Below are 19,986 nucleotides of genomic sequence, written 5' to 3' on the forward strand. Positions count from 1 at the left end.
GGCTCGCCGAGCAGCAGCCAGCCGGTGAGCAGCGTCAGCGCCGGCACGCAGGCCGGGAACACGGCCGCGCGAGCGACGCCGAGGCGCTGCACGGACACGGCAAAGAGATACAGCGCGGCGGGGCCGGCAAGCACGCCCTGCGCCAGCGCCTGGATCGCATTCTCCGTCACGCCGATCGCCGCGATGCGGGCGAGACCGCCGGTCAGCAGATAGATCGGCAGGAGCAGCAGCGACAGCACGTTGATGACGAGCGCGGCCGAGACAGGCGAGACGCGCCAGTGACGCAGCAGCGCGCCAAAGCCGGCAAACATGAAACCGGTGAGCACGAAGATCAGGTCGCCCTGCACGCCGTCGGCGCCGATATGGCCGATCGATTCGGCGCCGATCACGCCGAGGCCGCCGACGATGACGACGGCGCCGGCAAAGCGCGAGGCGGAGATCTTCTCCTTCAGGAACAGGGCCGCGAGCAGCAAACCGCCGAGCGTCGCGGACGACGGCTGGATCACACTGCCATGGCCGAGCGGCACGTACAGGAAGCCGGTATAGGAGATCAGCGACATCACGGGGCCGCCGAGCACCATCAGCGCAAGACCCCTGCCCCAGCCGATGCCGCAGAGATCGGAAATGCCGGCGCGGACTACCAGCGGCAGGAACGCGATTCCCGACCAGACGTAGCGATGCACGAGCAGATCGACCGGCGTAAAGCCGACCTTCAGCCCATGCCGCGTGCCGGCAAAGCCGAGCGCCCAGAACAGCGCCGCCGACAGCCCGCAGACGACGCCGAGAAGCGCCGGTGCCGCATCGTTCTTGTGAATGAGAGCGTCAGCGCCGCTCGTCCGCTGATCCATGGACAAGCCTTATGTCAGCGCGCGAGCCGGCTCAACCCACGCGGCTGCAGGGCTGGCAGGCAAAGCGGCCGCGCGCGCTCTCGCCGTCACGTCCCCTCGCCGAACACCATCCGCCACCCCTTGCGCGTATCCATGTATTCCCTGACCTCGCGGATGCGATTTCCCGCCACCGTGAACACGAAGCAATAGTCGTTCTCGTAGGGCGTGCCGCCGGGGAGTGTTGCGCGCATCCGCTCTTCCACGATGACGACATCGCCATCGGCATGGACGCCGCGAAAGGCGATATCGATCTCCGAAAACAGCTTGTGCATCTCTTGCGCGATGAAACGCGCGATTTGCCCCGCGCCGACCATGTGGTCGGTGTGGTCGAGCGCGATCGCGGTGGCGTTGCCCTTCGGCGCGATCCATTCGGCATCCTCGGTGAACAGCGCGGCGATCCGCTCGGCGTCGCGCGAGGAGAATGTTTTCCAGGCGTTGAGGACGATGTCTTTCGGGCTGGTCACGGCGCGCTCCCCGGCTGCGTTGAGATGAGAGCCGCGTTCTAGGGCGCGACGCACGTTGCGGCTCGCCACAATCGGACTCGGTCATCCCGCGGCACTTCCGCCTGAACCGCCGTCGGCTATGATCCGGCCATGCTGAGCTTCGAGACCTGCAACGCCGCGCGCCTGCGCCGCGATCCCCGCTATGACGGCCGCTTCTTCACGGCGGTGAAGACCACGGGCATCTATTGCCGCCCGGTCTGCCCGGCCAAGCAGCCATTGACGCGCAACGTCGTCTATTATCCGGCGGCGGCGGCCGCGGAGGCCGCGGGCTTCCGGCCCTGCCTGCGCTGCCGTCCCGAGACTGCACCGTTCTGCCCGGCCTGGAACGGCACGCGCTCCACCGTGGCGCGCGCGGTGAAGCTGATCAACGACGGCGCGCTCGACGAATGTTCGGTGGTGAGGCTTGCGACGCGGCTCGGCATCTCCTCGCGTCATCTCGCACGCTTGTTCGAGCGCCACGTCGGCGCCACGCCGCAGCAGCTTGCGAAGACGCTGCGCGTGCAGCGCGCCAAGCGCCTGCTCGATGCCAGCGGCCACACCATGACGGAAATCGCGTTCCAGGCCGGTTTCGGCAGCCTGCGCCGCTTCAACGCCGCGTTCGCCGAACTCTACGGCCGTTCGCCGTCGAGCTTGCGCAACACTCAGAAAAACCCGGGGCTGAGATCGAGACCGTAAGTGAGGCTCAGCACGAACACGAACAAGGCAGCGGCGGCAAACAGCGCGAGATGCCTGACGATGAACGCACGCGGCGAGGTGCTGGCAACAACGGCTTTTTGCGCAACGGGCATGACGGCTCCAGTATTGATTCCAGAATTGGCCGCTCTATATGCGGCGCGCGCATCAGGCGCCGCGATCTGCAAAACAACTATTAAGAAGATCACACTCGTCTTGAACGGCCGTACACAAGAACGGGATTGCGCGATTCTTTTTCAGGTCGGCTTCTCGATCCGTGCACGCGCGCAAAAAAAGCGCCGTTCCCTGCCGCAAAGAAAAACCGCGCTCCCTCAGGGAACGCGGCTTCAGCGTGATCCGGCGCCTTCTTAAAACCCGAATCCTGGGATAGGCACGATGGATGGACCGGCAGCGTGCTCGCCGCTTCGAGCTAGCGGGCCGAGCCGGTGGTCGCCGTCGCGGTCTTCAGCTTGCGCGGAGTCAGCACGCTGACCTGGAGCGGCGTCACGCTGGTGGCCGGCGCCGTCACCTGCTGCTCGACATTGGCGGCACCGAGCACGCGGACCTGCACGGGCGAAGCCGGAATGCCTTGAGCCTGATAGGCCGGCAGCTCGGCGGCGAAGGTAGCAGTCGAGCCCGCGATGACGAGGGCGGCGGCTGCGATCGACAAAGTCTTCTTGTTCATTGGTGATGCTCCAAAAGGAAGGTTCGGAGCACATCTAAGCCTGATTTGCTGCAATGCGACATGCGTTGCTGCATCGCAATATCGCGCCCGGCGCATATCGATATGTTTAATACGTCCAACGCCTTGGACGCACTGCCCCGACACCCCCCAATCGGCCATCGCGCCACCGCGCGAATGGCGGAACCGCGATGGAACCCGCGTTGCATCTTGGCAACACCCGCCTGAAAAGCCGGTTTTCACCGATTTGCGCCATTGCGCTGCCACACCGTCCTCCGAACAATCGACGTGCTGCGTGCCTTTCCGTGCAACACTGTTTGCATCAAGACTGTTCGACAGGACGCGTTTGAACAGAACCGTTTGGAGGCAGGGATCATGAACGATCGGCGGTCTCTTCTGGTGGCAGTCTCGTGCCCCTCGGCCGTGATGGCCGGCTGGCTGGCGTTGTCCTTGTCCGCCTATGCCCCCGCCCTGATCGAGAACAGCGGCGCCAATGCCGCCGCCGTCTCGCGTGCCAAGGATCTCACGCGCCTTGAGCTCGCCGACGTCCCGCGCGCCGCGACCATCGAGGATGGTATCGCCCTGACCGCCGACATCACGGCCAGTGTCGAGGCGGCGGCAACGCCCGAAATCCCCGCTCCCGCCATCAAGCTCGCCTCGGCCGATCCGGCCTTGATATTGCCGAGCGAAGCATCGGCGCCGGAGATTGCGCCCGAACCTGCCCCCGTCGCCAGCGCGGTTGCGCCGGAGCCCGTCAGGCTCGCATCCGCCGATCCCACCGAGATCGAGACCACGGACGCGCTGTCGCCCGCGGCGATCGCAACCGGGCCGGCAGCTGCCCCGAGCAAGGCCTCGCCGCCGGCCGACACCGTCGCCGTGCTCGACGAATGCTTCGTGATGGAGGCATGCATCGACCGCTATCTCTGGGCGCTCTATCAACGCACGCCCAAGGAGGACTCGATCAAGGTCGAGGAGCGCCGTGCCGTCACCGTCAAGCGCAAGGGCAAGATGGTCACCGTGATGCGCAGCTTCACGAAACTGGTCGACGAGGATTTCGGCTGGAAGGATCCGAAGGCGGCCGAGCACGCCGGCATGTCGATGATGGATTACGTCATCGGCGGCATGGACAAGAGCTTCAAGCAAAAGCTGTTTCGCACGCTGCTCGCCGCCGAAGCCGCCGGCCTTTCGCCCGGCATCACCAGCGCCTTCCGCGACGATTATCGCCAGTCGATCGCGAGCGGGCTGAAGGCCGCCTCGGACCGCTCCTATCATGGCGGCAGCACGCGCGGCGGCTACGGCCACGGCATGGCCGCCGACATCGTCAGCACCCAGGGCAACAACCGCGCGCAGCGCTGGGTCTCGACGGAAGTGCTGTGGAAATGGGTCGACGCCAACGGCAAGGCGCTCGGCATCGGGCGGCCCTATCTCGGCCGCGATCCGCCGCATGTCGGCCCGATCGACGGGGCGGAATACATTTCCAAGCGTGGCGTTGCGACCAGGGAGGCTGCCAACGTCAAACCAAAGAAGGCGCGGGCCGTGGCCAGTGCCAAGCCGCCGAAGGCACAGGCGGCACGCGAGCAGAAGGTTTTGGCCAAGCCGCAGAAATCGGCGCAATCCGCAGCAAAACGCGCGACCTGAGCTGTTACGGCGCCCGCGTCGGCAGTGGCACGAGGCGCATCTCGGCGGTGCCGGCCTCTTGCGTGCGCACCAGCACCGCGAACACGGTCTCGACCGCGAGCCGTACCGCGGCCTCCATCGCCTTGCCCTTGGCCAGATGCGCCGCGATCAGGCCGGTGAGGAGATCGCCGGTGCCGTAGGGCCGGATCGGCAGCCGCGGCGTCGCAAAGCGCGACAATTGGTCGTCCGCGCACAGGATCGTCTCCACCTGTCCGTCCGGCGTGTCAGTGAGCGTGCAGCCGGTGGCGACGACGTCGATGCGGCCCTGCCCCGCAAGCACGGCGCACGCCGCGCGCAAGCCCTGCGCGTCCGCGATCGTGATGCCTGAGAGCAGCTCGAGTTCGAACTGGTTCGGCGTCGTCAGGTTCGCGGCCGGCAGCAGCCGGTGCCGCACCACGTCCAAAATGCCGTCGGCGACATAGACTCGGCCGTCGTCGCCGATCACGGGATCGCAGAGATAGACGAGCTTCGAATTGCGCAACAGGGCGCGCTCGACGAAATCGGCGACGACCGCGGCAGTGCCCGGCGAGCCGAGATAGCCGGTGACCAGCACCGCGGCCTCGTCGACGAGATCGCGTTCCTCGACGCCTTTGAGAAGATCGGCAACGAGCTCGGTCTCCAGCACCCGTCCGCGCAAGGTCGGGTAACGCGGATGGTTCGACAGCAGCGTCGTCGGCACCGCCGCGACGTTGACGCCCTCCGCCTGCATGGCATAGGCGGCCGCGCTGTTGCCGACATGGCCGTGAACCACCTGGCTTTGAATCGAGATGACGAGCATGTGGAGGTCCGTAGGGTCAAATGCGCAGCAAGGCAAGCGTAGCGCGGGTCACGAAACGTCGTACGCAAGCCCTGGCCGCAACGCCTGCATCTTCCGCGCCAGCCGCCGGTGCCCGCTCTCCTCCGATCGCGCCAGACGGCCCGCGACAGCGACATGATCCGCATCGCTCTTGTGCTGGTTAAGCTTGGCCTGCCCCTCGACGGTATCAACCACGAGAGCGATGACGCGGATCGCGGCCAGCATGCTTTCGCGCTTGTCCGGCTCCATCTGCGCGAGATCCCAGGGCGCCTTCGGCAAGCGCGCCTCGGAGACCGCGAGCAGTGCGTCGCCATGTCCGCGGTTCTCGTCCAGTCCGCGCGGATGCGCCACGCCCGACAGGTGCACGGCCTCGTAGAGCCAGGTCGAGACGTTGTCGCGCGAGGCGTACCAGTCGTTGGAAATGTAGGCGTCGTCGCCGGCAACGATCAGCAGGAAGCGACGCGCGCCGTCCGCGAGCGGCACGAGTGGATTTTTGGCGGTGAGATGGATCTGCACGATCGTATGCCCGTCGCGCTGGCCAAGCACGAACGGCACGTGCGAGGCGCGCGGGCCGCGCTCGTCCGCCGCCACGATCATGCCGAAGCCGCGCTGCCCGGCAAATTCCAGCGCGCGCTGCTGCTCGATGTGGAACTGGGGACGAAGGACGTGCATGGCGCGGCGCTCGATGGCTGGATGGACGACGAACTGAAGCTAACTCATGGTCCGGCCCAATCAGAAACGATATTGCCCCGCAAACGCAGATGTCAGGAATGATTTCGGCGTTGTGCCAGCTCGCCGAGATAGGCGCAGAACATGTCGGCCAGCCCGTCGGCATGACGCGCGATCTCCGCTTCGCTGCGCGGCGTCTCCGAAAACCGCTTGCCAACCTCGCTCAGCGTCGTCTTGATCAGCTCGCCGGCAAGCTCGCGCGTCGCATCCGAGGCTTTTGGCAGCGCTTCGCGCATGAAGGCCGCGACGATACCTTTGCCGGCGGCCCGCGCCTCCTGCGCCTCGGGCGCGTCGCGATAGAGCGGCGCGGCATCGCTCAGCGCCGTGCGGATCGCACCTTCCTCGCACTCGGAACGGATGAAGGCATGCACCAGCGCGCGCAGCCGCGCCGATGGCGGCTTAGCCCGCTCCGCAAGAAGGCCGCGCAAGAGTTCGCTCGTGCGCTGCCACTCGTCGCTCTGGAGGCGGAACAGGATCGCCGCCTTGTTCGGAAAATATTGGTAGAGCGATCCGACGCTCACGCCGGCCCGCTCGGCCACCCGTGCCGTGGTGAAGCGCTGTGCGCCCTCCTTCGCCAGGACCTGAACAGCCGCATCCAGAATGGCCGCGACCAGCTCGCTGGAGCGGGTCTGCTGGGGCTGTTTTCGTGAGGAAACTGAACGGCTTCGACGATCGGCCACGGCGTCCTCCGGCAATGCGAATAGCGAATGCGACGAATTAGTCGTATTTCAGCTTTCACGCAAGCACGCGCTTTGCCGCGAACTCTGGAGACCCAAATGACCACCCCGACCATCACATCGCTTGCGCCGCTGCTGGATCGCCTGTTCGACCAGGACGAAGCAGCGCGCGGCGCAATGCGGACTGCCTTTGCCGACCTGACCGACGCCGACCGTGCCCGGATGATGCGGAGCAAGACCGGTTACCGCGACCTTTACGGGCGGCTGAAGGACGCCCCTCTCGCGGTCTCCCGCGAGACCGGCCACCTGCTCTACATGCTCGCACGCAGTTCCCGCGCCAAGGCAATCGTCGAGTTCGGCACCTCGTTCGGCATTTCGACCCTGCACCTTGCCGCGGGCCTGCGCGACAATGGCGGCGGCCGCCTCATCACCAGCGAGTTCGAGCCGTCCAAGGCGGCGCGGGCGCGCGAGAATCTCACGGCCGGCGGGCTGATTGATCTCGTCGAAATCCGCGAGGGCGATGCGCTGAAGACGCTTCAAGTCGATCTGCCCGAAACCATCGACCTCGTGCTGCTCGACGGCGCCAAGGCGCTTTACCCTGAGATCCTGGATCTGGTCGAAGGCCGTCTCAGGCCGGGCACAATCATCGTCGCCGACAATGCCGACGACAGCCCCGACTATCTGGCGCGGGTACGCGCGCCCGGAAGCGGCTACATGTCCACGCCCTTCGCCGAGGACGTCGAGCTCTCGGTGCGGATCAGCTAGCACTCTGCGATTGTTCGAAGCCGCCGCACGCATCGCCGCGCGGCGGCTTCATGTTGTGGCATCCTGTCGGGGACCTTCGGCACCGGATGTCGCAGGCTCGTCACTCACACGTGATACCTCCTCCCGGCAAAAGCCATATTGTGCGTGCTAAACATACCTACCGCGCGGTATCTTTCATACGCATTACGCCCGAGCCAGTCATGACGTCCGCCTTCAACGCCTACGCAGCGCTTGCCCTCGCCATTGTCTTCGAGGTCACTGCGTCCGCCTTCCTCCAGCAATCCGCGCAGTTCACGCGGCCGTGGCCGACGCTGGCCATGGTGCTGTTCTACGTCGCCTCGTTCTATGCGCTGTCGGTGGCGATCCGGGTCATTCCCCTGAGCATCGCCTACGCGATCTGGGGCGGGGTCGGCATCATCCTGACCGCGACAATCTCCTTCGTGCTGTTCCGCCAGATGCTGGATGCGGCGGCGTTCGTCGGGATCGGACTGATCGTGTCAGGGGTCGTGATCATCAACCTGTTCTCGCAGACGACGGCGCATTGATGCCGGCGAGCGCCTATACCCGCGCCAAGCAGCCCGAGCAGGTCCGGCGTGCCCTCCTCGACTCTGCTGCCGCCATCGCCATGGACCATGGTGTCGCGGGCGTCACGGTGCAGGCGGTGGCGGCGGCGGCCGGCGTCACCAAGGGCGGGCTGTTTCACCACTTCGGCAGCAAGCAGGCGCTGATCGAGGGCCTGTTCGCCGATCTGCTGGCCCGCGTCGATGCCGAGATCGACGCCGCGATCGAGACCGATCCCAAGCCACGCGGCAGTTTTACTCGTGCTTATGTCAATGCAGTGTTTACCGGCAAGGCGTTCGGCTTCACCACGCCCTGGGCGGCGCTCAGCATGGTGGTCGTCACCGATCCATCGCTGCGCCGGCTCTGGAACGACTGGATGAAGGCGCGCCTGAAGCGCCACCGCGCGACCGACGGCACGCCCGAGCTCCACGTCGTGCGCCTCGCCGCCGACGGCGCCTGGCTGTCCTACGTCACGACGGGACAGACGCGCTTGAACGCCGAGCTGCGCGCCGTGCACGACCACCTGATCGCGCAGACCCATCGGCGCGCGTAGCCTTCGAATCTGACCTGTCGCTAGTGGCTCTGCGCCGGCTTCGGCGGGCGCTGCGCGGATTTGGACGATTTCGCGCCCGGCTTGGCCGCAGCGCGCGGCGGCGGTTCGTCGACAGACTGCAGATAGGCCGCGAGCGCCTTGGCGGTGTCGGAACTGGTCGCGTAATGGTCCGCCAGGAACCAGGACAGCGTCAGGCTCATGCGCCCCTTGGCAAGACCGCGCGGGCTCCGATGGCAGGTCGTGCAGCCGTCGGCAAACAGCCGGTCGGGCGACTTGCCAGCGTCAAGGTTTTGCGCAGTCGCAACGGTTCCCGTCAGCCCGGCGACCGCAGCAAAAATCATCAGGGGCGCGATCAGGCCGCGCCCCGGCCGAAAGTGCGATGTCAATGCCGTCCCCAGAGCGTTTTCAAGCGAAGTGGATGACCTGTTCGCGTCAGGAAAACGCGTCAAAAATCCAGAGTTCCCGTCTTGCGGTCACGCCGCCAGCAACTGATCGAATTCGGGCGGCGTATAGGCCTTGCCGTCCTGGTCGGTGATGACGACCTTCCAGCCCTCGCTCGCCCACACCTTTGCCTTCGCCACGATGAGCAGCCGGCTCTCGCGGGCAAAACTGCACTTCTCATTATCGCGTTCTGCGATCATCTTGTAGGCCAATGCGCATCCCCTTGCGTTGCCCTGCACCCGCTTCCCTCGTGGCAGCGGGCTTTGGCGGCAATTCGCCGGGAGCGTGGCAATTTGGTGCCATCCGCAGGCAGCATTGTGCCTGGCTCCGGCCGAACGACGGAGGTCGATCATGCCTGACATCATGAAGGCGATTCTGCTTGTCGCGGGCTTGCTCGCGGCGAACCTGCTCGGCGCCGCGCCCGCGGCTGCGCAGACCTACGATCCGCGCTATCCCGTCTGCATCGAGGTCTACAGCATCGACGGCAGCACCATCGATTGCAGCTTTGCGACGATCGCGCAGTGCGCGGCGACCGCGTCCGGGCAGTCCGCACGATGCTATGCCAACCCCTATGCGATGCAAAACCGCCAAACGGGCCCAGGCCCATCGCCGCCGCGACGGAACCGCTAGCGCCCGCGATCCGCTCAGTGCACGCGTATGACGTGCGGGCGGCCGAGATCAATCAATCCCTGCACCGCCGAGAGGCGGTCGTCCAGGGCCGCGATCGTCAGCAGCAGATTGTTGCGGCGCTCGTCGAGCAGGCCCATCTCGGCGCCGGAGAGTTTTGCGCTCGCCCGTTGCTTGTGAATGCCTTCGAGAGATTCCCGCAGCCCGGCAATCAGGCCGGAGAGCTGTTTCACCTCTTTGGTCATCGACCGCTTCGCGACATTTTGGCGGCGCGACTCCGCCTGGCTCTGTCTCATCACATCCTCCCGTGCCCCGCTGCCCCGAGTGGATGCTTACATCTTTGGATACACATCTTACGATCGATGAAATCTGCCCGCGAAGAACTTTCTCAAATTGTACGCTCAGGGAACTTAGCCTCCCCGAGCAGAAAGCCCGGCGCGAAGGCCGGGCTTTCATCGGTCACGCTAGTGCTTGGGATGTCCGCCACCGGGACCGCCGGCCGGGGCACCGCGCGGAGCGGCATTGATGTGCGGAGCGCCGCCGCCATGCGGCATCGCGGGTGCCGCCGCGCGGGGCGCCGGCATCTGCGCATGCGCATTCATCGGCGAACCATGGCTGACATTCGGCTGCGCCACATGGGGCATTGCGGGCCGGGCCGCGGGCGCGGCCGACATGCGCGGCGCTTCATGCGGACGCGCCATCGTGGGCGCATGCGGTGCGGCGCGGCTCGCCGCACGATCGTGCATCATCCGCGCCTGCGCATCGCGCGAGCTGCGGTTCTGCGCGTCGGTCGCCCGCGCGTTCACCGAGCGGTCGCTTCGCTCAACGCGAGCCCGATCCGTCGCAACCGCCGTGTCGCGCTTGGCGATGACGGCGTAATGCCGCGCCGTCGCGGCATGCCCCCGGTCATTCGCACCGCTACGCCCCAGTGCGACCGCAGCATCGCGCGTCGCCGCACGGCCGATACGGGCCGCATGCGGATCGATCGTCATCCGCGTCGCGACGCGTTCGTGCGAGGTCCAGTATTGATTCCAGTAGGCGTGGCGGCGATACCACGGCCGTCCCTCGTAATAGCTCGACCAGTACGAGCTCAGCACGAAGGGCGCGACCGGCACGTCGATCTCGTCGACATAGTCGGGAAGATAGACGTAGTGATTGCGGTAGAGATATTCGAGATATTGCGACGACACCCAGCCGCGATCGTCGGAGAAGCTCACGTCGCACCAGGCATTGCCGCGCAGGCAGCCATGGATGTTGACGCGGGCGCCCTCGGGGATGCGATCGACCAGGGGAAAGCCCGAACCCGGCCCGGCGCGCAGGCCGGTCGAGACGGTGACGATACCCGGCGCGGCCAGTGCGGCCGTCGGGGCGAGCAGCAATGCTGCAACCAAAGCGCTCTTGAGTCTCATGGCGAATTCCTCCTCTGCGGTTTGGAACGCGCCAGTGATACGGGCGTTCCGCGCGCAGAGGCCGCATCCCTCGAAAGATTGAGACGCATGCCGCGCGCGGTTCAATATTCATTCGCCGTTCATCGGCGTCGCGCGCGCGAGCGCGGCCCGTCCGTCACCTTGCCTGCAGCATGAAGGCGTCGAAATACGAGGCGAGCCCGGCAAAGTCCTCGATCGGCAGCACGCATGCGACATACTGGTCAGGCCGCACCACAACCATGCAGCCGGCCTTGCGATCGATGCCGCGCATCTCGAAGACGTCGTGACCGCTCTTGAGGTCCGGACAGAACATCTTTTCGTAGTCGAGCAGACCGTAGCGCCCCTTGCGCGGAAGCAGCAGCGACGGCATCGCCTCGAGGGCGAGGTCGCGATGATCCTGCTGGAACACCGCGCGCAGATCGATCACGCCGTCGATGTCGACGCTGTTCGGGGTATATCTCCGGATCGGAGATGTCCGGGACTCCGCGAGGAAATCGCACAAGGCACGGATGGCCGAGTCCGACGCTGTCGGATTTTCGGCGGGCGAAAACGCATAGATCCGGAAGCGGCCGTCGGCTTGCGCCGCATGGCCGAGATGAACAGGCTTTGCGTCCCCAAGCCGAATGACCGGCGCGGAATGGAAGCGCGTACCGATCACGAGGCCTTTCGCGAGATGCTGATGTGACGTTGTGCCGGTCAAGGTCGAATGCTTGTAGTGCGTCGCGGTGCCCGCGGTATAACGGCCATGCCGGACAAAATAGTCCTGCGTCCCGGCGGCATCGACGCCGCCAGCTTTCGCGGCGGAAGCCAAAATCCCTGCCCACTCGCGGTCGAAGTCGATCAGCTCCTTTGCAACGGCCTGGCGCTCGGCCGAATAGGAGTGCAGCAGGCCCGGCGCGCACTGCTTGCGCAGCACCGCGGCGAGCTTCCAGCCGAGATTGAAGGCGTCCTGCATCGAGACGTTCATGCCCTGCCCCGCCTTCGGGCTGTGGGTATGGCAGGCATCGCCGGCGATGAAGATGCGCGGCAGGCGCGTATCGAGTTCGGTCTCCGGCACGTCGTCGAACTTGTCGGTGAGGCGCTGGCCGATCTCGTAGACCGACCACCAGGCGATCTCCTTCACCTCAAGCGTATGCGGCTTCAGGATCCGCTGCGCTTTGGCGATCACGTCCTCGGCGGTGATGTTGCGGTTGGCAACGCGTTCACCGACATCCAGCTTGGCGAGCTCGACATAGATGCGGACCATGTAGCCGCCTTCGCGCGGAATGATCAGCAGGCTGCCGTCCTTCGCCGACTGGACCAGGGACTTGAAGCGGATGTCAGGAAAATCGGTCACCGCCAGCACGTCCATCACGCCCCAGGCGTGGTTGGCGGAATCGCCATGCAGCTCGCGGCCGATCGATTTGCGCACGGTGCTGCGCGCGCCGTCGCAGCCGACGACGTAGCGTGCCTTGATGGTCTCGACCTTGCCCTCGTCGCCGGCATCGACGCGCTCGAGGCGCACGGTTACGGCATGGTCGGCAGGATCTGCGGCCGGATCGACCTGAAGATCGAGCAGGCGGCGGCTGTAATGGGGCTCGAGCCTGGCCGGTGCCTTGCGCATGACGTCGAGAAAGCCGTCATGGATGCGCGCCTGGTTGAGGATGACGTGCGGGAATTCGGACAGCCCGTCCTCGACGTCCTGCACCCGGCCGCTGCGGACGATGCTCTCGGGCGTCTGCTCGTTCGGCTTCCAGAACGTCGTCTCGTTGACCCAATAGGCTTCCTTCAGCACGCGCTCGCTGAAGCCATAGGCGTGGAACATCTCCAGGGTGCGGCAGGCGATGCCATCGGCCTGCCCCACCAGCAAACGGCCCGGCTTCTGCTCGACGATGCAGGTCCTGATATCGGGGAATTGCGCAAGCTGGGCGGCGAGCGTCAGGCCGGCGGGACCGCAGCCGACGATGAGGACGTCGACCTCCTCGGGCACGGCGCCCGCTGCACCCGAAGCCTGGATGCGTTCGGAAGGATCGGCAATTTCGGGGTCGCCCGGCTGGAATCCATTGAGATGGAATTGCATGAGCACCTCTCCCGTCAACGTCTTCTTCGATATTGCTCAGTATGCTGATGATCAGTATACTTGTCAATAATCCGCGACCTCCCTGCCGTCCGAGGAGAATTCGGTGAAAGACAACAACGAGATGCCCGGGCATCTGGCCCGACGGTTCCAGCAGATCGCAGTGGCGGTGTTCCTGGCCGAGGTCGAAAACGCCGGCTTCGACCTCACGCCGGTGCAATACGCCGCGCTCGCGACCATCAAGGCCAATCCGGGACTCGACCAGGTCACGCTCGCCGGATTGATCGCCTATGACCGCACCACCATCACCGGCGTGATCGACCGCCTCGTGCAGAAGGGGCTGGCGGAGCGCCGTGCCAGTCCTCGCGACCGCCGTGCCCGCGAGCTCGAGATCACCGACGAAGGCCGGCGCATCTTGCGCAAGGTCACACCGGCCGTGGAGTCCGCCCAGCGGGTCATGCTGCGCGGCCTCAGCGCCCGGGAAGGCGAGGAGCTGATGCGGCTGTTGCGCAAGGCCATCGCGGCCGGCAACGAGCTCAGCCGCGCTCCACTGCGCGAATGAGCACCTTGATGTCCGTAATTGTCGCAGGCCTGCGAAACCAGGAACTAACCTTCGGCTGCTACCGTCGGGCCCATTCGGCGCTTAACGCGCGGTTAACTTTGCCGGTCGGGAGTTTCGGATGTTCAGGTTCACCATTGCGGCCGCGGCGATCGCGCTCTCGACCGTCCCCGCGCTGGCAAACGGCCATGGCGGCGATGCCCCTCCTCCACCCAAGCCCGAGGCGACGACCGCACCGGCCAAGGTGGTCCTGACCAAGCAGGGTCCCAAGCTCGTCGATCCCAAGGGCATGACGCTCTACACGTACGAGCGTGACACCAGCGGCAAGAGCTCGAACTGCAACGGCAAGTGCACCGAGAGCTGGGTCCCGCTGCCTGCAACCGCCGATGCCAAGGCCATCGGCGACTTCACCGTGATCAGCCGCAACGACGGCAGCAAGATGTGGGCGTACCGCTATCGTCCGCTCTACACCTCGCCGGCGGACAAGGCGCCCGGCGACGCCAACGGTATCGCCACGACGCTGCAATGGCGCATCGCGCGGCCCGAGGAATAGCGCGCGAACGACGCGCGGCCATCAGCCGCGCCAGCTTCTCGTCGCCTCGACCTGCGCGCTCTGTCCGGGCGGCAGCACCACGACCATCGAGTTGAGCTTCACCCGGTCGTAGAGGTCGATCACGTCTTCATTGCGCATCCGGATGCAGCCCGACGAGATCGCCTGCCCGATATATTCGGGCTGGTTGGTGCCGTGGATACGGTAGAGCGTGTCCTTGTTGCCGGCATAGAGATAGATGCCGCGTGCGCCCAGCGGATTGGCGGGACCACCGGAGACGCGCGCCGGATACGGTCCGAGGCGCGCCTGGATGTCCGCGGTCGGAACCCAGTCCGGCCATTCCGCCAGACGGCCGACGCGCGCGACTCCCGAGAACGCCATGGCTTCCTCGCCGACCGCGACGCCGTAGCGGATCGCCTTGCCGTCGGGCAGCACGAAATAGAGGTAGCGCGCATCGGTATCGACCAGGATCGTGCCCGGCTGCTCCTTGCGCGGATAATCGACGATGTGACGGAGAAATTGCTCAGGCACGTTCGCCTGCGCGTAAGGCGCGTGCGCCAGCAACTGCCGGTCGCGCGGCGTCATGCTCGCATCCGTCGATGGCGAGAGAGTCGTCTGCATGCAGCCGCCCAGCGGCAGCAAGGCAACGACGAACAAAGCGAGTAGAAATCTTGGCACCGCCGGCCCCCCGATAGCGGACAACAGCGCCCCCAGCAGCGCCAGATAGTGCCCAAATCGTGCGGAAAGCAAGGCAGCGGCGGTACACGTGCGCGTGTTCGGCAAGTCCGGTTCCATCACCACAAACGGCGGAAGAGCGTCGCATCATCTCCATCCCCTCGCCTTGCTTTGGTCAAACCCGGCTGGACTCGTGCGTCATGAGACCTGACCACCGGATTTGCCCATCGGATTTGGGATGGGGCCACCTCAACAGATCGACTCGCGCCAATGCGGACGACCAAGCCTAAGGAGCTGCGATGCTCGCGATGCTGAACCCCAAGCAAATCGTCGATGAGATCGTGAAGGACACGGTCAAGGACAACGATCCGCACGACGCGATTCAGATTTCGCCGGAGATGGTGCGGGCCTCGCGCCCCATCGGCGTAGCGCCGGCGCTGGCGCCCGAGATCACGCCCCGTCCGGAGCCGAAATTCGCAACCGAGCCCAAGGTCATCCCGGAGATCGATCCCGCGCCGAAGTTCAGCCCTGTCGCGGAGCCGCAGGCAGCGGCGCCCTCGCTGGACACCGAGCTGCGCATCGCAGCCGGCGATAGTCACGGCCGGCCGAAACGGTCCGCCGCCGGCAAATGGCTGCGCGGTGCGTTCGTCACGTTCCTGTTTGCGGGCGGCAGCGCCGCCGCCACCATCGCCTGGGAGAAACACGGCGACACCGTCAGACCGATGCTCGCGGAATGGACACCGGCCCTGGCCTCGCTGCTGCCTGCGACGTCGCAGACGGCAACGGTCGCAGCCGCGCAGGCCGCGCCGCCCACGGCGCAAGCCGCCGCACCTGCGGGCTCCGATCCATCTCCGACGCCGCCCGCGATTCCGGTTGCGGCAGCCGCGCCCGCAACAACGCAGCCCGCCGACGCGGCGCAATCGGTACAGTCGCTGACGCGCGATCTCGGCTTGATGGCGCAGCAGATCGAAACGCTGAAAGCCAGCATCGCCGAGCTGAAGGCGGGACAGGAGCAGATGGCACGCGAGATGGCGAAGCCGTCGGCACCGAAGCCGGTCGTCGAAGCAAGGCCGCCGATCGATCCGCGCGCGCGCGTCTCTGCACTGCCGCCACGGCCTGTGCCGCCGCCGGTTCGTAAACCGAAGCCGGTCGTGTCGCAGACTTACATGCCCGCCTACTCGCCTGCGCCGGTCGCGCCGCCGCCGCCGTCGCAAGCTGCCGCGGTCCCGCCGCCGGCTCCGCCGGCCGCGACGACGCAGGCCGTTGCCGATGACGACGGACCTGTCGTGCGTCCGCCGATGCCGCTGCGCTAAGGCACGATCCGGAAAAGTGCGGAGCGGTTTTCCGGAAGGATCATGCGCAACAACAATCCGAAGCGCGATGACGCTTCATCGAAATCTCATCGCGCTTTGAAGCGACAGCCTCGCGCACGCTGACCGAGTCGATGTGATGCGTTGAGTCCGGGATACTACGGAAGCGATGCTGCGATCGTCTTCCTTCAAGAGAAAAGGCCGTCGGGATCTATGCCGGCGGCCTTCTCTTGCAGCTGCCGGTTCCCGGAGCCCGGTTCTGCTGCAATTCCATGCCTCATGATCGCGCCGACATGTTTAATAAAATCTTAAAGCACTCACGCGTTGCACATCATTTCTGCGCTATAGGCACAGAGATTGTGCGCTCCGTTCATCGGATAGATATCGACTCAGTGATACGATCCAGCATGTTTGAAGACTTCCGTCGAAGGCTTCATTTGAAAATCTGGGTCGTCACACCGGGGAAATCGGATGCCTTACTACTCCTTCGATCTCGTGGTTGGTGAAGAGTTCAAGAACCAGGGTGGAATCATCCTCGAAGACATCGAGGTTGCCTCCGATCGCGCCGATCAATTGGCGTGCGAGCTGTCGCAGGTGAAGCCGGAGCTTCAGCAGAGGGGTTGCGCGGTTCGCGTCACCGATCGCGACCAGAACGAGGTCTATCGCACGCCGCTCGATCCCGTACCGGCCTGGCAGCGCTAGCTACTCTTCCAGCACTGGCGCTTCGAACCAGTTCGTCAGCGACAAGCCGCCGTCGACCACGAACGCCGCGCCGGTGACATAGCCGGAAAGCTTGTTCGACAGCACCGTGAGCGCCATCGGCGCGAGGTCGTTTGCCGCGCCGAGACGCCCGAGCGGAATGTGCTTCGCCAGCGAAGCATCCGCAACGAACCCGCCGGCTGCGATCGCTCCGGGCACCAGTGCGTTGACGCGGATGTCGTACCGGCCAAAGGTCTTGGCGAGCTCCTTCACCAGCATCGTCATTGCCGCTTTCGCCGTCGAGTAATGCGGCAGGTTGCGCGGCGTGCCCGCGTGCAGCGACGTGAGAAACAGGAACGAGCCGGGCCGCTTCGCCGCAATCAGACGCCTTGCGATCTCGCGCGCCAGATGAAAGCCGGCATCGAGGTTGACGGCGTGCATCTCCTGCCAGGTCCTGCGATCGACCGCCAGCGCATGATCGGCCTCACGCCGCGGCGGCGAGGCGCTGTGCACGAGATGCGTGACCTCGCCCAGCGCGGAACGTGCGGCAGCAAGCAGCTCATCGCAAGCCTCCAGCCTCGCGAGATCGCCGACCCACGGTACCGCCAGTTCGGGCTTGCTGCTGGCGCCGATCGCGGCACTGACGCGCTCCGCATTCACATCGGCGAACACGGTTCGCACGCCCTCGCCGACCAACGCCTGCGCGATCGCGCGGCCGATGCCATTGCCGGCGCCGGTGACCAGCGCCGTGTCGCGTGCGGGATCGAACGGCGTGCTGAACAGGCTCATGTCACTCTCCGTGGCCGGGATCCCGGCCACGATAGCGCACCGCAATGCGAAGCGACAAATGCGCCCCCAACGCCATTGCGGAGCGGCCCGCCGGACGCTAGCCTGCCCAAAAATGGAGGAGATACCAAGGATGCGCACCGGTTTCCTGATCGCCGGCCTGTTGCTGATCGCCGCGCCGACCCAAGCGGCCGACGACCATTCACGCTCGACCTATGTGACGCTGGTCTTGCAGGCCTTCGCCGCCAAGGTGGAATGTCCGGGCACGGATGTCGTCTACCAGGATCTGGTGCAGAAGGCGGAGCAGATGCACCTGCCCGACGGCACCACCGAGAGGGTGCGCAAGGCGATCGCCTGGATGCACACCGGCGGCAAGATGGGCGAGAAGCAGGACGACGATCTGATGGCCGAGGTCGCGGTGGCGACCCAGGCGACCGATCTCAACCAGCGCCGCCTCGGCATGCCCAGCTGGTGCGAGGCCCAGAAGACCAACCTCGCCGGCCTGATCCGCGCCAAGGGCGGCTAGCGGCTGTTTGCCGCGTTAGGCACGCCGCGACGGAACCGCTGCCTCGGCCCATAATCGTCACATTCCTAGCCAGCATGCGGGCTCTTCGAACAGGAGACCCTCATGCGGATTGCTCATCTCGTCTTCGCCGGCGTGCTCGCGGCGAGCGCAGCCTCGGCCGGCCCGGCCCTGGCGAGGAATGCCGATACCCAAAAGGGCGAGTACAAGTCGACCTCGCCGTCGTCCTGCAGCGCCTATCAGCAAGCGCCCGACGGATCGTGGGAACAGCTTCCCTGCAAGGAAACCACCGAGCGCGGCCAGCCACAGATGCAACATCGCGCTCCAGCCCAGGGAACCGATCGCGAGGAGCGCTGAGCGTTCCCGTCGCCGTGATCAGCTCTGGGCGGGCCCGCGCATGATCTTCATGGCGTCGGCGATGTGACGCCATTCCCTGGCCTCGTCGGCTTCGCCACGGCCTTCGCAAGCCTGCGCCTGCTCGGCCGCCTTCGCGATCGCCGCAAAACCATGCTGTTCCAGCATCTGCCGCGCGAGGGTGTGGACCTGGACCTCAGACATCATGGGCGCTCTCCCGTCTGACCAACCCACGGCGCACCGATCGGCTGTTGCCGCGGGTGCGGGACAACGATCCGACCGCGGGTCCCGTTCCGCTGGCGCACACGACAAAGGCGGCCCGCCATGCCCGGCGGACCGCCTTCTCACCCACCCCAAAATGGGCCGTCGTCAGTCGCGTCCCCTACGCGACCGCCGCTTTCTTGCGCTCGAAATCGTTCGGCACCTCGATGTCGACCTCGAGGGTCGAGACCTCGTCGCCGCGCTCGAGCCGGACGATGACTTTTGTCGGGTCCAGCGTCACGTGCCTGGACACGACCGCCAGAATTTCCTCACGCAGCACGCCGAGCAGATCGGGCTGGCCGCGCATTCCGCGTTCATGGGCAAGCAGGATCTGCAACCGTTCGCGAGCGACCGGTGCAGAAGCCTTGTTGCCGCGGAGAAGCCGGAGCAGACCCATGCTCATGCAGCCCTCCGTCGCAGCAGGCGATCCATGAATCCTTTGCGCTCGGTCGGCACGTGCATGGCAATGGTCTCGCCGCACAGCCGCCGCGCCGCATCGGTATAGGCCCGCGCTGGTGCGCCTTCGGCATTCGACAACGTCACCGGCGTGCCGACATTGGAGGCGCGCAGCACGTCCTGGCTCTCGGGGATGATGCCGAGCAAGGGCGTTGCGAGGATTTCGAGAATGTCCTCAATGGTCAGCATCTCGCCGCGCGCGGCGCGCGAGGGATCGTAGCGGGTGATGAGAATGTGCTTCTCGACGCGCTCGCCCTTTTCGGCCCGCACGGTCTTGGAATCGAGCATGCCGATGATGCGGTCGGAATCGCGCACCGAGGACACTTCCGGATTGGTGACGATCACGGCTTCGTCGGCAAAGCGCATCGCCATGGAGGCGCCGCGCTCGATGCCGGCCGGGCTGTCGCAGATCACCCAGTCGAACCGGCTGCGCAAATCGGCGATGACCTTGCCGACGCCCTCTTCCGTGAGCGCATCCTTGTCGCGGGTTTGGGAAGCCGGCAGCAGCCAGAGATTCTCCAGCCGCTTGTCCTTGATCAGCGCCTGCGGCAGCTTGGCGACGCCCTGCACCACGTTGATGAGGTCGAACACGACGCGGCGTTCGGCGCCCATCACGAGGTCGAGGTTGCGCAATCCCACGTCGAAATCGACCACGACAACCTTGTCGCCGCGTTGCGCCAGCGCAGCTCCCAGTGCGGCGGTGGTTGTCGTCTTGCCGACGCCCCCCTTGCCTGACGTCACGACCAGTACCTTGGCCATC

29 protein-coding genes are annotated in these 19,986 nt (G+C 65.8%); 13 read left to right on the forward strand and 16 right to left on the reverse strand.

Annotation, left to right across the window (positions count from 1 at the left end; genetic code table 11):
• Together PMI42_RS36495 and PMI42_RS36500 are read right to left on the reverse strand one after the other, a co-directional pair.
• Positions 1-848: EamA family transporter (locus PMI42_RS36495; protein ID WP_008144869.1), on the reverse strand; the 848-nt coding region annotated here is incomplete at its 3' end.
• An 86-nt stretch (positions 849-934) separates the two neighbouring features.
• Positions 935-1,351 carry a nuclear transport factor 2 family protein gene (locus PMI42_RS36500; protein ID WP_008144871.1) on the reverse strand — a complete coding sequence of 139 codons (417 nt, stop codon included), beginning with the start codon at positions 1,349-1,351 and terminating at the stop codon, positions 935-937.
• A 129-nt stretch (positions 1,352-1,480) separates the two neighbouring features.
• On the opposite strand from PMI42_RS36500, the gene PMI42_RS36505 reads away from it, so the two are divergent.
• Positions 1,481-2,065, forward strand: coding sequence for a bifunctional transcriptional activator/DNA repair enzyme AdaA (locus PMI42_RS36505; RefSeq protein ID WP_008144873.1), 585 nt, complete (start codon positions 1,481-1,483; stop codon positions 2,063-2,065).
• The gene (locus PMI42_RS39570) at positions 2,066-2,434 is read left to right on the forward strand and encodes a hypothetical protein (RefSeq protein WP_162137435.1); all 369 of its coding nucleotides are present in this window, start codon (positions 2,066-2,068) and stop codon (positions 2,432-2,434) included.
• 58 nt (positions 2,435-2,492) lie between these two features.
• On the opposite strand, the gene PMI42_RS36510 is transcribed toward PMI42_RS39570, so the two are convergent.
• Positions 2,493-2,747: a hypothetical protein gene (locus tag PMI42_RS36510; protein ID WP_008144877.1), complete on the reverse strand. Its 255-nt coding sequence runs from the start codon at positions 2,745-2,747 to the stop codon at positions 2,493-2,495.
• A 372-nt stretch (positions 2,748-3,119) separates the two neighbouring features.
• On the opposite strand from PMI42_RS36510, the gene PMI42_RS36515 reads away from it, so the two are divergent.
• On the forward strand, positions 3,120-4,382 hold the full coding sequence (locus PMI42_RS36515; RefSeq protein ID WP_008144878.1) for a hypothetical protein: 1,263 nt from the start codon (positions 3,120-3,122) through the stop codon (positions 4,380-4,382).
• A gap of 4 nt (positions 4,383-4,386) precedes the next feature.
• Here the strand turns inward: PMI42_RS36515 and pdxY are convergent, their stop codons facing one another.
• The 3 genes from pdxY to PMI42_RS36530 all read right to left on the reverse strand — a co-directional run bounded on the left by pdxY (position 4,387) and on the right by PMI42_RS36530 (position 6,626).
• A complete protein-coding gene (pdxY, locus tag PMI42_RS36520; protein WP_008144880.1) occupies positions 4,387-5,199 on the reverse strand; it encodes a pyridoxal kinase in 813 nt (270 codons plus the stop codon).
• A 48-nt stretch (positions 5,200-5,247) separates the two neighbouring features.
• Positions 5,248-5,889 (reverse strand): FMN-binding negative transcriptional regulator, encoded by a 642-nt coding sequence (locus tag PMI42_RS36525; RefSeq protein ID WP_008144882.1) that lies wholly within the window; start codon positions 5,887-5,889, stop codon positions 5,248-5,250.
• Positions 5,890-5,981: 92 nt separating this feature from the next.
• The gene (locus PMI42_RS36530) at positions 5,982-6,626 is read right to left on the reverse strand and encodes a TetR/AcrR family transcriptional regulator (protein ID WP_008144884.1); all 645 of its coding nucleotides are present in this window, start codon (positions 6,624-6,626) and stop codon (positions 5,982-5,984) included.
• Positions 6,627-6,722: 96 nt separating this feature from the next.
• Here PMI42_RS36530 and PMI42_RS36535 point away from each other — a divergent pair, with 96 nt between their 5' ends.
• The 3 genes from PMI42_RS36535 to PMI42_RS36545 all read left to right on the forward strand — a co-directional run bounded on the left by PMI42_RS36535 (position 6,723) and on the right by PMI42_RS36545 (position 8,502).
• Positions 6,723-7,388: an O-methyltransferase gene (locus PMI42_RS36535; protein WP_008144886.1), complete on the forward strand. Its 666-nt coding sequence runs from the start codon at positions 6,723-6,725 to the stop codon at positions 7,386-7,388.
• A gap of 200 nt (positions 7,389-7,588) precedes the next feature.
• Positions 7,589-7,933: a DMT family transporter gene (locus tag PMI42_RS36540; protein ID WP_008144889.1), complete on the forward strand. Its 345-nt coding sequence runs from the start codon at positions 7,589-7,591 to the stop codon at positions 7,931-7,933.
• Positions 7,933-8,502, forward strand: coding sequence for a TetR/AcrR family transcriptional regulator (locus tag PMI42_RS36545; protein WP_008144892.1), 570 nt, complete (start codon positions 7,933-7,935; stop codon positions 8,500-8,502). Before PMI42_RS36540 ends, PMI42_RS36545 begins: the two co-directional genes overlap by 1 nt.
• 20 nt (positions 8,503-8,522) lie before the next feature.
• Here PMI42_RS36545 and PMI42_RS36550 read toward each other — a convergent pair whose 3' ends face one another.
• Both PMI42_RS36550 and PMI42_RS39830 read right to left on the reverse strand, forming a co-directional pair.
• On the reverse strand, positions 8,523-8,843 hold the full coding sequence (locus tag PMI42_RS36550) for a hypothetical protein (RefSeq protein WP_035968038.1): 321 nt from the start codon (positions 8,841-8,843) through the stop codon (positions 8,523-8,525).
• A gap of 132 nt (positions 8,844-8,975) precedes the next feature.
• Entirely contained in the window at positions 8,976-9,182 is a 207-nt protein-coding gene (locus PMI42_RS39830; protein ID WP_008144897.1) for a hypothetical protein, read from the reverse strand.
• 112 nt (positions 9,183-9,294) lie between these two features.
• Between PMI42_RS39830 and PMI42_RS36560 the strand changes: the two genes are divergently transcribed.
• Complete coding sequence (locus PMI42_RS36560; RefSeq protein WP_008144899.1) at positions 9,295-9,573, forward strand: DUF3551 domain-containing protein; 279 nt, start codon at positions 9,295-9,297, stop codon at positions 9,571-9,573.
• Between the two features lie 14 nt (positions 9,574-9,587).
• Here PMI42_RS36560 and PMI42_RS36565 read toward each other — a convergent pair whose 3' ends face one another.
• From PMI42_RS36565 to PMI42_RS36575, 3 genes are all read right to left on the reverse strand, one after another.
• Complete coding sequence (locus tag PMI42_RS36565; RefSeq protein WP_240535321.1) at positions 9,588-9,815, reverse strand: hypothetical protein; 228 nt, start codon at positions 9,813-9,815, stop codon at positions 9,588-9,590.
• Positions 9,816-10,034: 219 nt separating this feature from the next.
• A complete protein-coding gene (locus PMI42_RS36570) occupies positions 10,035-10,979 on the reverse strand; it encodes an SH3 domain-containing protein (protein ID WP_008144904.1) in 945 nt (314 codons plus the stop codon).
• Between the two features lie 154 nt (positions 10,980-11,133).
• The gene (locus tag PMI42_RS36575; protein WP_008144906.1) at positions 11,134-13,056 is read right to left on the reverse strand and encodes an FAD-binding monooxygenase; all 1,923 of its coding nucleotides are present in this window, start codon (positions 13,054-13,056) and stop codon (positions 11,134-11,136) included.
• A gap of 103 nt (positions 13,057-13,159) precedes the next feature.
• Here PMI42_RS36575 and PMI42_RS36580 point away from each other — a divergent pair, with 103 nt between their 5' ends.
• Together PMI42_RS36580 and PMI42_RS36585 are read left to right on the forward strand one after the other, a co-directional pair.
• Positions 13,160-13,615, forward strand: a complete 456-nt coding sequence (locus PMI42_RS36580) for a MarR family winged helix-turn-helix transcriptional regulator (RefSeq protein ID WP_008144907.1) — start codon at positions 13,160-13,162, stop codon at positions 13,613-13,615.
• A gap of 118 nt (positions 13,616-13,733) precedes the next feature.
• Positions 13,734-14,165 (forward strand): COG4315 family predicted lipoprotein, encoded by a 432-nt coding sequence (locus PMI42_RS36585; RefSeq protein WP_008144909.1) that lies wholly within the window; start codon positions 13,734-13,736, stop codon positions 14,163-14,165.
• A 21-nt stretch (positions 14,166-14,186) separates the two neighbouring features.
• Here the strand turns inward: PMI42_RS36585 and PMI42_RS36590 are convergent, their stop codons facing one another.
• Complete coding sequence (locus tag PMI42_RS36590; RefSeq protein ID WP_035968042.1) at positions 14,187-14,840, reverse strand: L,D-transpeptidase; 654 nt, start codon at positions 14,838-14,840, stop codon at positions 14,187-14,189.
• Positions 14,841-15,136: 296 nt separating this feature from the next.
• Between PMI42_RS36590 and PMI42_RS36595 the strand changes: the two genes are divergently transcribed.
• A complete protein-coding gene (locus tag PMI42_RS36595; protein WP_008144913.1) occupies positions 15,137-16,150 on the forward strand; it encodes a hypothetical protein in 1,014 nt (337 codons plus the stop codon).
• Between the two features lie 468 nt (positions 16,151-16,618).
• Entirely contained in the window at positions 16,619-16,849 is a 231-nt protein-coding gene (locus tag PMI42_RS36600) for a DUF6894 family protein (RefSeq protein ID WP_008144914.1), read from the forward strand.
• Here PMI42_RS36600 and PMI42_RS36605 read toward each other — a convergent pair whose 3' ends face one another.
• Entirely contained in the window at positions 16,850-17,635 is a 786-nt protein-coding gene (locus PMI42_RS36605) for an SDR family NAD(P)-dependent oxidoreductase (protein ID WP_008144916.1), read from the reverse strand.
• Between the two features lie 130 nt (positions 17,636-17,765).
• Here PMI42_RS36605 and PMI42_RS36610 point away from each other — a divergent pair, with 130 nt between their 5' ends.
• Together PMI42_RS36610 and PMI42_RS36615 are read left to right on the forward strand one after the other, a co-directional pair.
• Entirely contained in the window at positions 17,766-18,158 is a 393-nt protein-coding gene (locus PMI42_RS36610; RefSeq protein ID WP_008144917.1) for a hypothetical protein, read from the forward strand.
• Between the two features lie 102 nt (positions 18,159-18,260).
• Positions 18,261-18,512 (forward strand): hypothetical protein, encoded by a 252-nt coding sequence (locus PMI42_RS36615; RefSeq protein WP_008144919.1) that lies wholly within the window; start codon positions 18,261-18,263, stop codon positions 18,510-18,512.
• 18 nt (positions 18,513-18,530) lie between these two features.
• On the opposite strand, the gene PMI42_RS36620 is transcribed toward PMI42_RS36615, so the two are convergent.
• From PMI42_RS36620 to minD, 3 genes are all read right to left on the reverse strand, one after another.
• Positions 18,531-18,716, reverse strand: a complete 186-nt coding sequence (locus PMI42_RS36620; protein ID WP_008144920.1) for a hypothetical protein — start codon at positions 18,714-18,716, stop codon at positions 18,531-18,533.
• A gap of 175 nt (positions 18,717-18,891) precedes the next feature.
• Positions 18,892-19,173 (reverse strand): cell division topological specificity factor MinE, encoded by a 282-nt coding sequence (gene minE, locus PMI42_RS36625; RefSeq protein WP_008144923.1) that lies wholly within the window; start codon positions 19,171-19,173, stop codon positions 18,892-18,894.
• The gene (gene minD, locus PMI42_RS36630) at positions 19,170-19,985 is read right to left on the reverse strand and encodes a septum site-determining protein MinD (RefSeq protein ID WP_008144924.1); all 816 of its coding nucleotides are present in this window, start codon (positions 19,983-19,985) and stop codon (positions 19,170-19,172) included. Before minD ends, minE begins: the two co-directional genes overlap by 4 nt.
• Position 19,986 lies beyond the last annotated feature (1 nt).

The organism is Bradyrhizobium sp. YR681, assembly GCF_000282615.1.
Lineage (GTDB): Bacteria > Pseudomonadota > Alphaproteobacteria > Rhizobiales > Xanthobacteraceae > Bradyrhizobium.

What these genes read in the sequence shown, in the direction of transcription:
- PMI42_RS36540 (WP_008144889.1), top strand. Translation starts at nt 7,589, where the DNA reads ATGACGTCCGCCTTCAACGCCTACGCAGCGCTTGCCCTCGCCATTGTC.
- PMI42_RS36585 (WP_008144909.1), top strand. Translation starts at nt 13,734, where the DNA reads ATGTTCAGGTTCACCATTGCGGCCGCGGCGATCGCGCTCTCGACCGTC.
- PMI42_RS36545 (WP_008144892.1), top strand. Translation starts at nt 7,933, where the DNA reads ATGCCGGCGAGCGCCTATACCCGCGCCAAGCAGCCCGAGCAGGTCCGG.
- PMI42_RS36610 (WP_008144917.1), top strand. Translation starts at nt 17,766, where the DNA reads ATGCGCACCGGTTTCCTGATCGCCGGCCTGTTGCTGATCGCCGCGCCG.
- PMI42_RS36605 (WP_008144916.1), bottom strand. Translation starts at nt 17,635, where the DNA reads ATGAGCCTGTTCAGCACGCCGTTCGATCCCGCACGCGACACGGCGCTG.
- PMI42_RS36550 (WP_035968038.1), bottom strand. Translation starts at nt 8,843, where the DNA reads ATGATTTTTGCTGCGGTCGCCGGGCTGACGGGAACCGTTGCGACTGCG.
- PMI42_RS36615 (WP_008144919.1), top strand. Translation starts at nt 18,261, where the DNA reads ATGCGGATTGCTCATCTCGTCTTCGCCGGCGTGCTCGCGGCGAGCGCA.
- PMI42_RS36505 (WP_008144873.1), top strand. Translation starts at nt 1,481, where the DNA reads ATGCTGAGCTTCGAGACCTGCAACGCCGCGCGCCTGCGCCGCGATCCC.
- pdxY (WP_008144880.1), bottom strand. Translation starts at nt 5,199, where the DNA reads ATGCTCGTCATCTCGATTCAAAGCCAGGTGGTTCACGGCCATGTCGGC.
- PMI42_RS36620 (WP_008144920.1), bottom strand. Translation starts at nt 18,716, where the DNA reads ATGATGTCTGAGGTCCAGGTCCACACCCTCGCGCGGCAGATGCTGGAA.
- PMI42_RS36565 (WP_240535321.1), bottom strand. Translation starts at nt 9,815, where the DNA reads ATGACCAAAGAGGTGAAACAGCTCTCCGGCCTGATTGCCGGGCTGCGG.
- PMI42_RS36510 (WP_008144877.1), bottom strand. Translation starts at nt 2,747, where the DNA reads ATGAACAAGAAGACTTTGTCGATCGCAGCCGCCGCCCTCGTCATCGCG.
- PMI42_RS36595 (WP_008144913.1), top strand. Translation starts at nt 15,137, where the DNA reads ATGCTCGCGATGCTGAACCCCAAGCAAATCGTCGATGAGATCGTGAAG.
- PMI42_RS36535 (WP_008144886.1), top strand. Translation starts at nt 6,723, where the DNA reads ATGACCACCCCGACCATCACATCGCTTGCGCCGCTGCTGGATCGCCTG.
- PMI42_RS36515 (WP_008144878.1), top strand. Translation starts at nt 3,120, where the DNA reads ATGAACGATCGGCGGTCTCTTCTGGTGGCAGTCTCGTGCCCCTCGGCC.
- PMI42_RS36525 (WP_008144882.1), bottom strand. Translation starts at nt 5,889, where the DNA reads ATGCACGTCCTTCGTCCCCAGTTCCACATCGAGCAGCAGCGCGCGCTG.
- minE (WP_008144923.1), bottom strand. Translation starts at nt 19,173, where the DNA reads ATGAGCATGGGTCTGCTCCGGCTTCTCCGCGGCAACAAGGCTTCTGCA.
- PMI42_RS36570 (WP_008144904.1), bottom strand. Translation starts at nt 10,979, where the DNA reads ATGAGACTCAAGAGCGCTTTGGTTGCAGCATTGCTGCTCGCCCCGACG.
- PMI42_RS36600 (WP_008144914.1), top strand. Translation starts at nt 16,619, where the DNA reads ATGCCTTACTACTCCTTCGATCTCGTGGTTGGTGAAGAGTTCAAGAAC.
- PMI42_RS36560 (WP_008144899.1), top strand. Translation starts at nt 9,295, where the DNA reads ATGCCTGACATCATGAAGGCGATTCTGCTTGTCGCGGGCTTGCTCGCG.
- minD (WP_008144924.1), bottom strand. Translation starts at nt 19,985, where the DNA reads ATGGCCAAGGTACTGGTCGTGACGTCAGGCAAGGGGGGCGTCGGCAAG.
- PMI42_RS36575 (WP_008144906.1), bottom strand. Translation starts at nt 13,056, where the DNA reads ATGCAATTCCATCTCAATGGATTCCAGCCGGGCGACCCCGAAATTGCC.